Here is a 15,975-nt window from a genome sequence, read left to right as displayed (position 1 = left end):
AACTTCATTTTACAACCGACCAAAGAAAACTGATCAAACAGGCAAGCAAATTATATACATTAGGCATTACTGTAGAAAGGAGACGAGAGAAGGTTCGCCGATTGGTGGAGAAAAAAATTCCATATGATTCACCGGAAATGGAAAAGGCTTTGTCTGAATTCCATACTGCAGATATGGAATGGAAACGTCTGGAACAGGAGCACCTAAATTATCGCGCTCAGTTTGGTATCCCCAAAGATGCTCTGATCAAATAAGCACGTATAAATGCTTCAGGAAAAGTTTTTAAATATTGCGAGGAATGCCATGAAAACACACTGCTTTGACGATAAACAAGTTAAGAAAAAAATACAATACTATAACAAGCAACGCATTGCAATATCGGTATTGCTTATTATTGCAGTTGCGATTCTGTTGCTGGTTCCATCACTTGGAGCAGAATCTGCGGTGATCCGAATCGCAGTTTTTGGATCAATAGCTTTTATTTTACTATCCATATTGTTTGTTCTTCCGTGGCAAAGAATTGTACTAATATTTGTAATTGTGACCGCTTATATAACAATTGAATTTTGCTTAGGGAAAATATATCTCAAAGAGTTTTTACTGATGTTACTCTGCAACATATCTACACTTTTAGTTTCTATGAGAATAGCCCGAAATTTTATTCATATGTTACTTTGTGAATATAAAACAATGAGTGCTTTGGCACTGGAAGCAACTACGGATCATTTAACACAACTGCTTAATCGAAAGGGTCTGGAACAAACACTCTCCGCAGCTTTAAACATCTGCAAGCGTGAAAGAAAACTCGTTGGGGTACTTCTGATCGATATAGACTATTTTAAAAGCTATAACGATACATTAGGTCATTTAAAGGGTGACCATATACTACAGCAGGTTGCCCTTCAGATGAAAAGTTGCTTTAAAAGGGAAAGTGATATTATCGGACGAATCGGCGGGGATGAATTTTTGATTTTTATTCAGGATACCGAAGATGAAAAAGTCATAAATATGGCACAAAATCTTCTCGCTTCGCTCTCACAACTGAAAGTGAAATCCTGTGCCAATCAATGCTTATCTGTCAGCATATCCTGCACGCTTTAAAAGGTCATCGGTTTCGTCAAGGGATAACTCCAGCGCCACGGCAAGGGCAATTGCTGTGCGCTTGCTGGGCATATAGCCTTTGTTGCTCCTAATTTTAGAGAATAGCTTGCGGTCAAGGTTTGCCCGTTTATAGACTTCCACATCCGTCTTACCCTTGGCATCAATCAAGCGGAGCAACGTCTTCGAGAACGGCTCATCAAGGTTGCCGACCAAATCGTCAAGTGGAGCAGGGGCGCCAACGGACGGAGCAAGCAGATCTTTTAAAAAAGGTCCGTTGTACTTACTTGCGCTTTCATCGGCTTCCTCTAAGGCTTCCAGCTCCACATCAAGCAGTTCCCGCCGTTGAGTTTGGCGCGGATGCGCATCGGCGTAGTACTCGTCAATATAGCTGTCCACCTCACCAAGCAGTTCGCAGCTTATGTTAAACGCCGATTTATCAAATACCACAAGAGCCACATCAATGTCATGGTCAGATAGAAAGTCCTGAATAGCCGAGGTAGCTACTTTTAGTGCTTTATCCTTTGGATAGCCATATATGCCGCTTGAAATTAACGGAAATGCTATGCTTTCACAATTATTTTCAACGGCGCGTTTCAGTGAATTTGTGTATGCAGCACGGAGCTCTTGCGCATTCTTCGCCTCATTCCACTGTCGATAAACCGGACCCGCCGCATGAATGACAAACTTCGCCGAAAGATCAAAACCTGGCGTGATAACGGCCTCACCAGTCTTTATCGGTGCGAGTTTATCGCAGGCAGATTGAAGCTGCGTTGTTCCCGCTGCTTTAAATATCGCTCCGCAGACCCCGCCGCCCATTTGCAATTCGGTGTTAGCTGCGTTGACGATGGCGTCAACTTTCAGTTTTGTTATATCTTGACGGACAATAGTAAACGGCATTAACACACCTCCGCTTTTGTTATGAACCATTATTTATCTACTTCTTTAACGTCGCTGAATTATACAATGCCTTTACTTTTGAAGATGGGCAATACTGTTGGCAAGATATTCATCTACAGCAATCGAACCAGAGAGTTCTTTAATCAACTGATTGCCGAGAGAGAAATCTGATACCATAGCACATAATTTAATTAATTCTACGGCACAGTTAGAATTTTTACTTGCCAAAGAATACGCCTTTTTCATTTCATGATAAGCCAATGTAATAAGTCCGCTATCCCTCAGAGCATCAGCTCTATTAAAAAGCGTATCATAATTCAAATCCATTTTGCAAAGTGCATTTGCCGCCCATACTCCCCGAAACCCAACCTCATTGACAGCTATTGCATACAACTCCTTATATGCAAGCTGCAGATATGGTGCGGCTATCTCTATTGCGAAAGGAGCCATTCCCAACTCATAAAACCCCTCGCAATATGAGTTTACATATTTTAAATCTTCTTGTATTACATCTGATGTAATATCATATATGATAAACTTGTCAGCCTCTAAAGAAACAGGAAACGCTTTTTTCCCAATAGCATAGGTACATGTTGTGTTAAAAAGAATTTTTACATTATCCCTCAAAGTCCAAATTCTATAAGAAAAGTCAAGCCCTCCGAAATCGCCATGAAGTATCTGCTTCTGAAACTTAAAAAACTCTGCATTTTCCGCCCAAGCAACAATATGGTATTTTTCTCCGTTGTCTACCAGAAAGATTGTCAAGTTGCTTTTTGAAACATTTGAAATTTCTGCTTCTGTGTCAATATAAATGTTCCCATCATAAAAAGTAAAGGCGTTTTGAAAATCTTCCAGATAAGGAATGATAACAAAAACCACCTCGTTTTTACCTTTTGAATAATCAGCTGTTATTTTGTCATATTCCAAGTTAAGTGAGTAATCGCTAAGGTATTCATCCAGCTCTTTTGAATATGTCTTGTAATTAGGAAATCTATTTGCCCTCAGCATAAATTTGCGGTCATGGTCTGCAAAATCCTGGTGCAAGCTTTCGTGATAAACTACGGATGCCAAAGCTTCATAAGAAATGTCATTACTATTTAATGCCCGGCTAATAGTAATCTGATTATTATATAAATCGTATTTGCCATTGATGGCTGTCCAGTGTTCATCAGACCATAAGATATTAGGGCGCGGTAAAGTCGTTGACGCATAGTACTTTGTGCGTACTTCATCAAGTATTTTATCTAAGTCGTACATCGTGTTTGCTCCTGTTAATCATTTTTCTATTACCCAGAACTTTCTTTCGCTTCCAAATGCGCCTTTATCACGTGGCTCAAAGCCCAATGTTTCGCAGTATCTTGCATATTCCTTATTTAAGATAGAATTAATCGAAGGTTTGGCACCCAAAATTTTTGATATAGCCGGATTAGTCTCTTTCCCGTCTTTTTCCACGTTGTTCAAATGAGCGTCCATTGAATTGTCAGCGTAACCAATGAATCTACTGGGATAAAATCTATAAACGCTGGAATCTTCCATCGCAACAAAGCAAGTTCCGTTTTTGATTAAGTTAAGGGCAAAATCATATTCCGGATCAACTTGAGCATTGAGGTATCCATCTAAAGTTTGGATGTTCGTGATTAATTCATTTAAATTAGAAACGGTTTTCATAATTAATTAGCGCTCCTTTTCTTTGTTTTACAACAATTTTTCAATACTTCTCTTTCCCAAAAAAGTGAACTTAAAACCGATTTTTGTTATGTAATTTCAAATTTTAACTTTTTGTTCAAAGAAGGCGAATTTTCATTCTTTTCACGATAGGCCCAAAGGATTTTATCAATTTTCCTTGGCGTCCATGTGCCAGTCTGGAATATTCGATTCAATTCGTCTGCCTTTGCGCGCAATACCTGTTCAATCATTACGCCATCTGCAAGCGTCAACGCCTCCGGGCGCATCCGAACAAGATTTTCAAGTTCATTTAACTCATCAATACGCAGCAAGGACTTCACTACAAATTGGTCAACCGTTCCAAAATAATCAGGGAATAAAACTGAAAGCAATCCTGACGCTCCGGCGATACCCAAACCTCGAATCCTGCTTGCGATCTCAAGTCCAGTACGAATTTGTGTTTTATCAAAAGAAAACAATTCGTTCTGAATCTCAGCCAGTGTTGTGATGTCAGTCAAATGCCTTTTTAACAGTGCGCGGGTGGTGGCAAGCCGATTTTTGGCAGTATATTTCCAGACAAAGTAAGTATCGTGGAGAAAGAGATAAAATGTCTCAACATTCATTTGTTTTATATCATCTGGATTTAATACTTCAAGCGACTTTTCCAGACTTCTATTGGCGTTAGAAACCTGATTCCAATAACAATTTTCGGCAATCAGCCAATCGTCTTGGCAGGTAGAATGCCACAGCTCTTCAATTTTCAAATCCATCGTCTATCCCCCAAGTTCTTTTCTCACAAACTATCCTTGCAGTTCCTTTTTTAATCTATCAATTATTAAAGTTTCACGGGCTTCTAAAAATTCCGGGAAGTTTGTAAACGCAAGATCAACACCGTCGGGTATCAGATGTTTCTGCCGATAGGCAGTCTTTGCCTCTTCTGTAGGCAGGTTATCCTCAAACCACTTCTTAAAATCTTTATTGGTTTTTGATGTGTTGTCCAGCCCCTCAAGTAATTGAAGGTTTCCTATGTAATTGAAGTTCTCCAAGAAATCTGAAATTCTATCCGAAGGAACTCCCATCTTACGAAGCTTGCGCTCTGTGAACTCTGCTTTTGGGAAAATGTGATCCATATGAAACAAATTGTGCAAGTCTGCCCAAGGGTAGAGAACCGACATCACTGTCAGCGTATCACCTTGTCCATATTTGAGATACAGCAGATTTTCAATGTCAGCATCCGTGAATTCATGTGTTCTGTTTGTTCCCTTAAACCGCTCAATAATATGTTTAAGTGGAAAGATCGAACCATCACTTTTAGCGATTATCTCCCGAATAGGGCGCAGGACACCATCAGGCTGGGAACTGAACACACGCTTCAGCATGGCGCTTACAAGCCATTTTTTAATTGTCCTAACGTTTTCAGCATTTTTGGGTGATGCCGCAAAATTTGAAGGCAAGCCTATGTGTTTAATATAATAGGCGATAGGTATGAACAGGTTATTTGATGTCAGGTTATCTCTGTTAAAACCCAGTCTGGCAGCAAGGGTCACCGCTTCTCGCAGGGCAGCCATAATATTTGACCATTCCGACTGTATCTTCATCATATTAGTGTGATTGAAGTTATCAATTTTGAATGCTATGTCAGGGAAATCACACAGGACTAAACAGGCTTTGAGTATAAAATCTTTATTGACATTGAATCCTCTGCCGATTGCGTTTATTTCGTCAACGGCACTATGAATTTCCTCACGGGCATCCAGATCATCCCATTGTGCAGAAGCAATGGAAAGGAGAAGGTCGGAGTAACTGAGTGGTGTTCCTCCGCTGTTTACACGAATAAATATGTTGAGGACTTTGTCCAGCTTATCGCTCTTTTCAAGATAATAGCTGATCGTTCCATCGGCGTGAATCGCTTGCCACAGTTTACTAAGTGTTTCGGTGGCAAATTCTGCTTTCTCCTCATCATATGAGCCTTGTCCGATTTTAACAAGATAGCTGTTGACTTTTTGGAGGTACTTCATCGCATCGGACAGTTTATCAAATCCCAGTATATCCCCAACGAAAAACCAGTAGTGGCTATCGTCATTTTCGCACTCATCAGAAGTAAGAAATGCAAAATCATAAAACCAGTCATCGTCATCTGATTTTTTCAGTAAGTTCAGATAAAGCTTTCTTATCGGGTAGGCTTTCGGATTGTCATACCGCATATACGGTTTTTTATAGGCGTATGTCCCCATTAATCCTAAATACAGCGATGTCAAGCGTTGCTGGCCATCAAGAATAGCAGTGACGGTCTCGTTGCCGATAATACTTGCTTTCGGATTGTGCCGACCATCCTTTTCCTGTTCGTGATAATTCCGAAGAAATTCATAAAAAACAAACTCCTTCACGTTAGCAGGGCTAACCTCCCAAAACAGAAAGGAACCAATAGGATAGCCAAGCATCAGGCTGTCAAACAGCTGGGTTATTTGGTCTACATCCCAGACAAATTCACGTTGAATAGACGGCAGCAAATATTTTTTGCTATGTATATTGGAAATTGTTTCCTTAATTGTTAGTGCAGTTTGAAAAGCCATAAAGTACCTCCAAATCTTTTTATTCGTATTGTTATTATCTGTCAATCGGCGTCTTGGCCAATGAAATTACTGTGTCGCGCAACTCGGTAAAAGAACACTTTTTGACACCAAGGGCCAATAACGTATTTAACCCTATTGATTTTTGATTGCTAACGGCAGTGTCCAGAGCTTCTGTAGCAATGGGATAAAAATCCCACTGTGCTAAGTCAAGCGGGTTTACCAACTTCTGTTCTTTGCAGTTTTGAACGCAAAACACATAAACGTCCGCTTGGCGCATAGCAATTTCCGCATAAGTATTCGTAACCGAATCCCAAGCCAGAGTTTCACGGATGCCAAAACGAATATTGGATATCCTCTTTTGCGCCCAACTCTGCAAATAGGCTGAGGTTTTCACTTCGATTTTTATACCTTCTGGTGTCAACACGTCAAAAGCTCTCCAGCCTTCGCTAACACCATTGGCACAGTGCATTGCCAGAGAAACAATGTACTCGGCGAGTTTGCCACGCTCCGTATTTCCCATCAGGTCGGAGTATGCCCATCTCCAAAAGTCTACAAGATGAGCGGAGCAGCAGCCGTTAAGGAAACACTCGTCACCATGCTTTTTTTCCACGGCCAGCGCCGGATATTGATATTCACAATTAGCCACGATGTTTCCTCCTTCTTGAAGCCTATTCCTCTGTTTGTGCATCCTCATTAAAGATTCTATCGAGTTCGGCATTAGATGTCACACCGCGAACCCTATTTCTGACGCTCAGTTTTCCCATATCCAAGCGATAGAAGTGATCTCGCTTGTCCGCGCCTTTTACCTTGCGGATCAATTGAATACGTCCGAAATGCTCTCCGTGCTTCTCTGCAAATTTGGCCAATCCGACGGCTTTCGGATAATTATCCTTACGGCTTGAGTCATGCGGTTCAAGTACATCAAAAACATATCCATGTGCATCAGCTCGAACAACAATCAGGTCAGGGAACATCGAAGTTACCACTCCGTCCACTTCGTATGGAACTTCCAATGACCACCTTTTACGGTCAAGGTTGCGGAGCCATGCTACAGCACCCTTTTCATCCTTCATTTCTTCCCTGATAACACCAAGCTCCCAGTCATTCAGGCTTACCTTGAATTCACCACCATCAGAAGGGATGTAGAGGTGTTTTTCCAGAATTACAGCGTCTTCGCCAATCAAAAAATCAATGGTTGGGGGCAGTTCCCAGTCAAGAGCAATTGGGGTCGTTGATGATAGAGCCAGCTTTTTGTAAGCATCTCTACGATCCTCTTTCAATTTTCGGAATGCTGTTTTATGCATGTCATATAATTCGTTGAACAGCTTGTCTGCAAACGATTCAAGACGCTCCATGGCTGCATTGTCGTTTGTCAACACAATGATTTCTGTTTTTACATCCTTAAAATCACGGACAGCGTGACGGACCCAATATTCCTTGTGCAAACCCTCACCGAGCACTTTTCCCGCCCGTTCAAAGAGATTGTTGATATCAAATTCTGAGAGCTCCACAATTTCTGATATGTTGTCTGTCGTCCCTTCTGCGCCGCTGCCGTAATCTATGGTAAGCGTTCGCAGCGCCAAGCCTGTAACAGCTTTAGAGATCTCCTCAAATTTGCCGCTTTTCTTCAATGCGGCTATTTCCGATTCAAACTCATCAAGTACCTTTTTCAGTGTGCTTTTTCGAGCTTCAGGCGCAATCATGTCCTGCGTTAGCGCACGGGCAAGCGCAATCAGTCTGCGGAGTGCGGGTTGTTTCCGTGCGGAATCTATGCGATAGGTTATTAAATTCATATCGCTAAATACATCGGCAAATGCAGGATCACGTTTCAGGGTGATAAGCTCCTTATGCGATCCGGTTTCAGCAGGAACAATTGCCTCGCTGTCGCGCAATGCCTGCTCCACCATTTTGACTGTTTTTTCATCAAAAAAAGGAAGAAATAGACCTACATTGTTCAGTTCGGCATCAGACTCCACACGACGGGCAAGCGGGGTACGTATCATACGTCCGAGCAATTGAGCGATATAAGTATAATCGTTTGCGTGTCGGAACGACATCATTGTTTCGGCACGAGGGCAGTCCCAGCCAGTGGAAAGATTCATTTTAAAGAACACAACGAGAGCCTTTTCATCTTCTTCAATGCGGGAAGCATCCACCCTGCGTATATCCAGCCCATGCCTTTTAATGGTTTCATGTTTATCAAATGTATGAACAACTTCTCCGGCTTGAAGTCTGCGCCCGATAGCGTCCTCAAGTATAGATACACAGGAATCCAAATCTGTTTGAGTGATTTCACGTTCATTTCCGTCCTCAACCTGAATGACAAGAACAGGACGGACCGGTTTCTTAATTTCCTCGCGGTCACAATAAGACTGCCACCGTTCACATTTCTTCTTCCAATTGGCAACCGCTTCCTTAAACATCGTCATATCGGCACCGATTGCAATGTCGGGGAAGTGAATAATAACTCTGTCTTTCAAAAGGCCGGATTCTCGCACATCTTCCGGAGGAACGACAACTTTTTGTATAGTAGATGTAGTATCGGCCACAAGCTTTTGAAACCGTTGAGGTGTAGCGGTCACTCCAATAATAAGCGGCATAACGGGGAGAGTATCTTCTTTACTGCCTTTAACAAATTTCTGCATGATAGATTGCGCTTTGTTTTCGGCCTGTGAGGAAGTAAATGTTCCTCTATGCGCTTCATCGATTACAACATAAAAGGACTTGGGCTGACGCTCCGCAGTATTTGCAATTGTTTCCCAAATCGTATATTCGCGCAAATTGGATTTCTGCGTGAGCAGCTTGTCCGAACCGAGCTTCTGTGTATTCAGAAAATAGATGCCGCCGGGGGCAAAATACTCTGCATCGAAAGTCGAGTCAATTACCCGAATGTCCCTTGCGCGAAATTTTTCCGATTTGCTTTCAATTTTCAAACGTGTCTGCTCATTGAGTTCCGGCATATCCGAAAGCCAAACGAAAATAGAATCCGGCTCCGCAACGCCATAGGCATGGCCGAAGATAATATCTTCAAATAAAGCGGTCATAATAATTGTCTTACCGGCACCTGTGGGAGCAGTAAACGAAATGACCTGAGGATCTTTTTCACTCCAATAGGCATGTGCTTTTTTTATCTTCTCGTGCAAGTCGGCAAGTGCCGATTCTTGAAACGGAAATAACGTTGCTCTCATAGATTATTCCTCCTGCTCCCGATTACGAAATTATCAATATAGTCGCGGTATAGCTGATAAGTTTGCTCGATCCCAATACCATCCGACATTTCTCTGAACGCTTCCTCAGAGTTTGTAACAAAATATACCGTACCAATATTTTTCGTCTCCAGCAAAGCCTCGGCAAATTTGCCATAGCAGTCTTCATCAAGGAGAACTGCAAAAGAGTTCTGCGGCAAAATCAACATATTCGGCAGTTCCGCACTGTCCAGCTCGGGGCGCTTGCCAATCGCTCCAGCTTTCAGCCACAGCAGGGGAAGAATCTCGGCGAATTGCTGACCGAGCGACACGCTGTTTTTATCAAGAAAGCCAAGCTTGAAGTATTCTACATTAGCGGCGAAACCTTCGCTCATCGGGCGCTTCAGCGGTTCAGTTACCGTGACCGTACCGAGAAGATCCACGACCTTTTGTCTGATGTTATTATATGTTCGGCTGTCTTTTGCCACGATATAGAAATCAGTTATATGCTCCTGATCCTCAAGGGCATTGAGCCATTCATCAGCAGCATCAGGGTCAAACAACACGGACGCTGTATGTTTCTCTGATACAATAAAACGGCTGTCTGCTTTCACAAGAGACTGCGGCAGCTTATCCTTACCGATAAGAGCAACAATCTGCTTTTTCGCAGCAGGGGTAAGTGATGCAGGATTTTCAACAAAGCCAAGCTGATAGAACGAGCGATTGACTTCTTTTGTCGTTGTTTGGTTTGTAAAATATTCGCCTGAAAGCACCGTACCATCAGCCCGTTTGCCGAGGATGCTGTACTCCGTGCGCGGCCAAGTCACCGAACGGCAAATGCCGTGCTTTTCCCATTCGGGATCACCCGGCTGGTATCCCCGTTCAGTCAATATTTGGGCTTCGGCTTCGGAGACTTCGTTGTTTGTTACAAGGATGCATCGCCGTTTTCCATTGTCCTCAGCGTTCAGCAAATTAACAGCATGAAGAGTCGTTCCACTACCGGCGAAGAAATCGATGATAAGAGCATTAGACTTATCAGAAACGAAAAAACTAATAGCGTCTTTGACAGCATATGGGGACTTTGGAAATGTGAAGCTAACGTTAGGTAGCAAGGCGGTCAACATTTTTGTCCCTTTTTGAGTAGCATCGTGAGAAGATATCCACCATTGCGTACCTGGGACAAATTTTGCTTTGTATGCACTTTCGTCAACAATAACAGAACCGTCATCAGCATAGCCAATCACAGGAAAATCGCCTGATTCAACTTTCATTTGCTCACCACGTGCAAGGTAGGTAATTGATGTCGATTCTCCTCTAAACTTGCCAAGTTTTACATAGTGCTTATCTATCAGATGTAAGAGCGTCCCCCGACCTAAGCGCCATCGTCCCTCTTTACCATCCGGGAAAACTGGCCACACAGCAACAGTACCTTGTGGAACTTGCACTTGCTGTCTGTCCGCGTCAAGCGGTATTGGGTTTCCTACGCTTATGATTCGCTTTCCGTCTTCACTAATGAAAACAGGGTAGAACATATTAGGCCTGTCGCTCCTTAATATGCCAGTTCCAGATCGTTGAAGTCCATTCCAGCGCAGTTTATCCTTGTATCCGCCTTTGATATTGCCACGCCATTCATCAGATAAAGGCAATGCTTGTGGCTTTGCATCACCAAGCATTACATAGTAGATATACTCATCTGTCCTCGAAAATCCACCCGTTCTCGTCACTCCGGCAGGGTTAATGACAGTTGAAATCATCTGTATTGTTGCTTCTGGGAACATCTCTTTAAGAAGCATGCCCAGATTGTTATATTCGCGCTCATCAATTGTGATGATGAGCACACTATTTTCAGGATTAAGGATGCGCTTTGCTATCAGCAATCTCTTCTTCAACATCGAAAGCCATTTGCTATGCCTGTAAGCATCATTGGAATCCACATAGTCGTTGTTATATTTCCAGTCCCTTGCCCCTGTGTTATAGGGCGGGTCTATGTATATGCAGTCCACTTGTCCCTCGTAAAGGTACTCCAAAAGCTGAAGGGCATGGTAGTTATCAGCTTCAATGAGCGTGTGCCAGAGGCTATCATTCGGCGCATTTTCCACTTTCGCAATCGGCTCAAGCGACGGAAAAATCGGCTCGCCGAATTGTGCCACGGATACCAGTTCCGCAACCGGTATGGTTTCAATTTCGTGCGAGTTCTTGTGTTCACAGATGGCGGTCTCACCGTCCATCTTTTTCACGATATAAACACCTGTAAGCTTCCCAGTCTTTCTGGCGACGAAAGACCCGCGCCTAAAGGCGACACCGTAAAGCGGCGTATACTCCGGCTCGTGTTCCTCAAACACCAGCCCAAACTTCTTATTTTTTTTGAGACTATCTACTTCGGTTGTCAACTGCTCTCGCAGTGTCGGGTCGGAGATTTGCCTCAGTAGGTTTCCAATACGTGCCATGTGCTTTTATCTCCTTATTCTTTATCGTTTCGCTGTTCTGTTTTCACATTATCCTCGGCATCTGCTCTGGGTATGGGCTCCGTCTCTGGCACAGCATTTTGCCGACTCCAAGACATACCAAACAATTCATTGCCCACGGACAGGCGGAGAACTGACGCCTTATCAACGATTTTGTATGTATTTGGTGTATAAGTATCTGCCTTATCAAATGCGATGAACACTTGCTTGCCGTTTTCACCGCTTTTCTGATACAAACCAAGTATCTTTTCAAAATCCGCATCCTCTATGCGCTTAACGATGCTTGAATCATGAATCAGAACAGGGAGCGGAGTTAAAGCAAGCATACTCAGATCGTACACTACCAGACTCTTAAACGCTGTTCCTTCACTCTTATCATCTGGGGTTTCAAACTCAAAGGTCTTGTCCGGTTTTAGCGTCAATTCTGGTGCAGTTCTGTCACCGCCGGTAATAATATCATTAATTCGCTGCATTTCAGCGTTCACTTCATCCTGAGCAGCGGCGAGAGCTTCTTCCTGCCGTTTGCGGAGATTCGCCAGCAGATGTTCAATCTCCTTGCGCTTTTCCATTTGCTCCATTTCGCCTTGCAGCGCTTCATTCTCTTCAACCAGTTTTTCTATTTCCCGTGACACACGGGCGTACTGAGTAAGAATGGATTGCGAGAGCGATTTGGCGACTCCTGAACCCTCGATTTGCTTCTCATAGTTTGCAATATCGGCATCTATGTATTCAATTTGCGGTGTCAGCCGTGCAATTTCTTCCTCAATGTCAGCGCGAAGAAAACCGTTGATCTTAGCATGGAAAGCTTCAACATCAGTAAAAGCATCAATTATAGCATCAGGGAAAAAACGGAGCAGAGCCGAAAAGTCTTTTTTTAGCACTCCGTCATTACCAGGCATATTGTTGCGGACTGCATTAAGCTGGGATATCAAACGGCTCTTCCGGCGGCTCAGTTTACCCAACTCACTCTTAATTTCAGCAAGCCGCTCCGCTTGCTGTGGATCAATACCCAAAGCACGCAGGTTGGCCTCTTCATTTTGCCTGCACAGCCTCTCCCGGCGCTTTTCCAGACTTTCTATTTTATCCTTATTCTCGCCAATATCAGCCGTGATATCCGATATGGAACGTTCCGCTTGTTTGCTTGGCTTGATGCCATAGCTTTCTTCGGCGGTTTTCAGATTCTGGATAGCTTCAAACTTATCCAATAATTTCATAAGGTACTCTACAGCCGTTGCCATTGATTCGCGCTCGCTTTGCAGAGGCTTGTGTTCATTATGGCTTCCATGGCCGTAAATACGGAAGAATCTTTCTACAATTTCATCAAAAGTAATACCCCTCAGAAGTATTCTATACTCGTGGAACAGCCATTTGCGATAGTTCGGCACACTCATTTCCTCAATGACATGGAACTGGCTGTCGCAACGATTCACCACGGACGGGCGGCTTGTGCTTCGAGAAAAAAAGTAGGGAAAACCATCAAATTCAAAGATAAAGTTTATCGTGTGGTGATCAAGATGAGTGATCACATCCTTTGCGGATTTTGGGTAGTTATCCCCTCCAAATACAAAATCCAGTATCAGCAGAAAAGTGGACTTGCCAATAGCGTTGCTGCCATCCGAACTGCCAAGGATAACGTTAAGCCCAGGCCGGAAATCCTCCGGCTGAGTTTTAAACTTCTCGCATGTTATCCGCTTTAACATAGTGGAGTACCTCCGTCCCGTCAGGTATTTCTATTTGCCCAAGTTTATACAAACAATCAAGAGCATCAAGAAATATGCTTATTTCCGATACCTTTGTCCGTGTCGCTTCGAGCAGTTCATGCGGGGTCATATCCCGCTCCTCTAATTTCTCCAAGATAGGCGCAAAGAGAGCAATGACGCTATCGGAGAAAGAATTAACTTTGCTTGGTATTTTCATTGAACAAATCACACCTTTTCACTAAATATCCAACAATGATCTCACAGGCATCTCTATGTCTCTGTCCAACTTGTGAAAATAGTTTTTCAACTAAGAGATCTGCTATGTATTCCTGTGGATCGATGATATCTGATTTTTGCTGTATTCCACTCTCGAGCAGCTTATAAGCGGATTTCATTAACTCCCCAAACATATTCGTGTCAAATCCAATTTCCTGTTCAAGACGGGAGCAAGTGTTTTTTACAGTTTTATATAAGCGAGCCATACTCGCATTAATCTTGTCCTTCAGGAAAGGTTCGTGAATCTTACGCTCAATCTCAACCAAATCCTTGATATCTGTTGGTTCCAATCCTTGCGCATTCTTTGTCTTATGAACTTCGCGCAGAACAGTCTCTATTTCATCCTGAAACTTAATGCCGGATATTCTGTCAAGAAATGCCTGAATATCCGCACAACGGTGTTTTTTTTCAAGCAACTCTGCTATTTCATCAGATGACATCACCGGAACAAGAGGAGCACATTCGTTTGTACATAATGCTACCGCATTTTCATAGCTGTCCGCTTCATCTGGTGACTGCTTCAAATAGACAATTTCACAGTTTTTAACCGGAATCTTCCCTCGCTTGGGAATTCCAAGATAACCACCGCAATATAAACACTTTCCATTAGCTTCTGACAGAAGAGTAACAAGCAGGGAATCGTCCTGCTTTGATGGCTGAGGTAGTTGCTTGATTTTGTCTATAACATACTCTGCGACACCTTCGGCGAATTCTGTATCGGTCTTTCCGTTTCTATGATCATAAGTGCGGACCCGATCTGACACATTATCCTCAAGGAGCGTTATTTCTTCAATCCGAGATGTGAAGGAAAGAACATACTCTTGTGTAACAGATCGAATCGTCTTTTTACCGCTTCGGTTCGTAGTGTTTGTGACAACATATAAAAAGACTCCGGCCAAAAACGAATGAAAACAGAATTCGGTTTGTGATGCCAATTCTTTTTTGGTTATGCCATTGACCAGCTCGACTTTCGTATCATCGTAAATACCATGTATTTTCTTCCCATCTTTTTCAGGAAGATCATTACCAATCATGTCTTTAAGTGTCAGGATTATCTGCTTGGATAAATTACTGTCCAACAGTTTGATGACATTGTTCTTAAAGTAGCTGGCTACTTCTTGTGGAACGGCGCTGCGGGCTGGCCCAGTAATATCTTTTGAGAGATTTTGTTCACACCGCAATAATTTTGATGTGGCATCTTCTCTGACACGATCTGCATTTTCCTGCCCTGAAAATGTAAACTCATAATTGGGGGCAACAGAATGAAGAAGTGCTTCGCACAACTGCTTATTATCAATATTAACTGCCTTGCACGGAACAAGAATCGCTAAATATGAGCCAAAACATAACCTCATGCCGAAACCCTCCATTCAAACTGAACTGTATCCTATTTATTTTCTTCATCAATATAATCGACGATATCTCCAATATTACATCTGAGAGCCTTACATATGCGCGCCAAAACGTCCATGCTGACCGGCAGTTCTTTGCCTAACTTTGCCATAGTAGTTGTAGTTAAGCCCGTCATAGCCATCAAATCTTTTTTCATCATTTTTCTATCTATCAGTATTTTCCATAGCTTATTGTAGCTGAACGCCATAATATCTCCTCCAAAGAGCTTTGCCCTCAAATAGCCTATTTGGAATATTTTATCACGTTTTGAGACTGATATCAAGGTTAACTTGATTAACGCTGATATTGGCTTTGCATATTTAGACTTCATGTATGAACTTGGTACAATATTAAAAATTCGCTACTCACACGCTACTGGAAAGCTATTCCCACACCTCCAAGCTTGTCCCATAAATTAGTATGCTGTTATTGCGTAAGGCGATAACAGCTTTTGCTTTATATGCCTGAACACTCAAAAATCAGTCGAGGGGAGGGAAGTATTTCTATGACCGAAGTAAGAAACCTGAATAAAAAACGCATCGGCGATATGAGCAGCGATCAACGTCTGTTTGAAATTCAAATAAAAGATTGCGTTACTCGCATCACCGTAAATACCGATGGCACATTGAACATAACGCATGATCGTGTAAAACCTGTAGCATAACCGTACCTCAGTAACAAAAATGAAATCCGCCAGAACGCAAGACGGCAGTGCGGAACT

General features: G+C 42.7%; 15 protein-coding genes. 3 read left to right on the top strand and 12 right to left on the bottom strand.

Features of this window, described 5'->3' with window-relative positions; genetic code table 11:
- Together DS742_RS17335 and DS742_RS17330 are read left to right on the top strand one after the other, a co-directional pair.
- Nucleotides 1–254, top strand: a 254-nt coding sequence (locus DS742_RS17335) for a hypothetical protein (protein ID WP_341457652.1), incomplete at its 5' end; no start/stop codon positions are given.
- A gap of 10 nt (nucleotides 255–264) precedes the next feature.
- Nucleotides 265–1,101 carry a GGDEF domain-containing protein gene (locus DS742_RS17330; protein ID WP_117418236.1) on the top strand — a complete coding sequence of 279 codons (837 nt, stop codon included), beginning with the start codon at nucleotides 265–267 and terminating at the stop codon, nucleotides 1,099–1,101.
- On the opposite strand, the gene DS742_RS17325 is transcribed toward DS742_RS17330, so the two are convergent.
- The 12 genes from DS742_RS17325 to DS742_RS17270 form a co-directional block, all read right to left on the bottom strand.
- On the bottom strand, nucleotides 1,072–1,998 hold the full coding sequence (locus DS742_RS17325; protein WP_117418235.1) for a macro domain-containing protein: 927 nt from the start codon (nucleotides 1,996–1,998) through the stop codon (nucleotides 1,072–1,074). The two genes, DS742_RS17330 and DS742_RS17325, sit on opposite strands and share 30 nt — an antisense overlap.
- A gap of 72 nt (nucleotides 1,999–2,070) precedes the next feature.
- The gene (locus tag DS742_RS17320) at nucleotides 2,071–3,255 is read right to left on the bottom strand and encodes a hypothetical protein (RefSeq protein ID WP_117418234.1); all 1,185 of its coding nucleotides are present in this window, start codon (nucleotides 3,253–3,255) and stop codon (nucleotides 2,071–2,073) included.
- Nucleotides 3,256–3,273: 18 nt separating this feature from the next.
- Entirely contained in the window at nucleotides 3,274–3,666 is a 393-nt protein-coding gene (locus DS742_RS17315; RefSeq protein ID WP_117418233.1) for a hypothetical protein, read from the bottom strand.
- A gap of 86 nt (nucleotides 3,667–3,752) precedes the next feature.
- Nucleotides 3,753–4,433, bottom strand: a complete 681-nt coding sequence (locus DS742_RS17310; protein WP_117418232.1) for a hypothetical protein — start codon at nucleotides 4,431–4,433, stop codon at nucleotides 3,753–3,755.
- 30 nt (nucleotides 4,434–4,463) lie between these two features.
- Complete coding sequence (locus DS742_RS17305; RefSeq protein ID WP_117418231.1) at nucleotides 4,464–6,236, bottom strand: DUF262 domain-containing protein; 1,773 nt, start codon at nucleotides 6,234–6,236, stop codon at nucleotides 4,464–4,466.
- Nucleotides 6,237–6,270: 34 nt separating this feature from the next.
- A complete protein-coding gene (locus DS742_RS17300; RefSeq protein WP_242996556.1) occupies nucleotides 6,271–6,882 on the bottom strand; it encodes a hypothetical protein in 612 nt (203 codons plus the stop codon).
- Nucleotides 6,883–6,904: 22 nt separating this feature from the next.
- Nucleotides 6,905–9,424 carry a DEAD/DEAH box helicase family protein gene (locus tag DS742_RS17295; RefSeq protein ID WP_117418229.1) on the bottom strand — a complete coding sequence of 840 codons (2,520 nt, stop codon included), beginning with the start codon at nucleotides 9,422–9,424 and terminating at the stop codon, nucleotides 6,905–6,907.
- Nucleotides 9,421–11,868, bottom strand: a complete 2,448-nt coding sequence (locus DS742_RS17290) for a site-specific DNA-methyltransferase (protein ID WP_205692771.1) — start codon at nucleotides 11,866–11,868, stop codon at nucleotides 9,421–9,423. Before DS742_RS17290 ends, DS742_RS17295 begins: the two co-directional genes overlap by 4 nt.
- 14 nt (nucleotides 11,869–11,882) lie before the next feature.
- A complete protein-coding gene (locus tag DS742_RS17285; protein WP_117418228.1) occupies nucleotides 11,883–13,586 on the bottom strand; it encodes a DUF2326 domain-containing protein in 1,704 nt (567 codons plus the stop codon).
- Complete coding sequence (locus DS742_RS29920; RefSeq protein WP_117418227.1) at nucleotides 13,555–13,803, bottom strand: ABC-three component system middle component 7; 249 nt, start codon at nucleotides 13,801–13,803, stop codon at nucleotides 13,555–13,557. The genes DS742_RS17285 and DS742_RS29920 overlap by 32 nt, the downstream gene beginning before the upstream one ends.
- Nucleotides 13,781–15,217 carry an ABC-three component system protein gene (locus DS742_RS17275; protein WP_117418226.1) on the bottom strand — a complete coding sequence of 479 codons (1,437 nt, stop codon included), beginning with the start codon at nucleotides 15,215–15,217 and terminating at the stop codon, nucleotides 13,781–13,783. Before DS742_RS17275 ends, DS742_RS29920 begins: the two co-directional genes overlap by 23 nt.
- Before the next feature lie 32 nt (nucleotides 15,218–15,249).
- Nucleotides 15,250–15,462, bottom strand: a complete 213-nt coding sequence (locus tag DS742_RS17270; RefSeq protein ID WP_117418225.1) for a helix-turn-helix domain-containing protein — start codon at nucleotides 15,460–15,462, stop codon at nucleotides 15,250–15,252.
- Nucleotides 15,463–15,759: 297 nt separating this feature from the next.
- Between DS742_RS17270 and DS742_RS28925 the strand changes: the two genes are divergently transcribed.
- Nucleotides 15,760–15,918 (top strand): hypothetical protein, encoded by a 159-nt coding sequence (locus DS742_RS28925; protein ID WP_170313502.1) that lies wholly within the window; start codon nucleotides 15,760–15,762, stop codon nucleotides 15,916–15,918.
- Nucleotides 15,919–15,975 lie beyond the last annotated feature (57 nt).

It is taken from the genome of Lacrimispora amygdalina (assembly GCF_003432035.1).
Taxonomy (GTDB): Bacteria; Bacillota; Clostridia; order Lachnospirales; family Lachnospiraceae; genus Lacrimispora; species Lacrimispora amygdalina.
The sequence above is the reverse complement of the archived record's forward strand: the minus strand, read 5'-3'. Positions and strand labels throughout refer to the sequence as shown.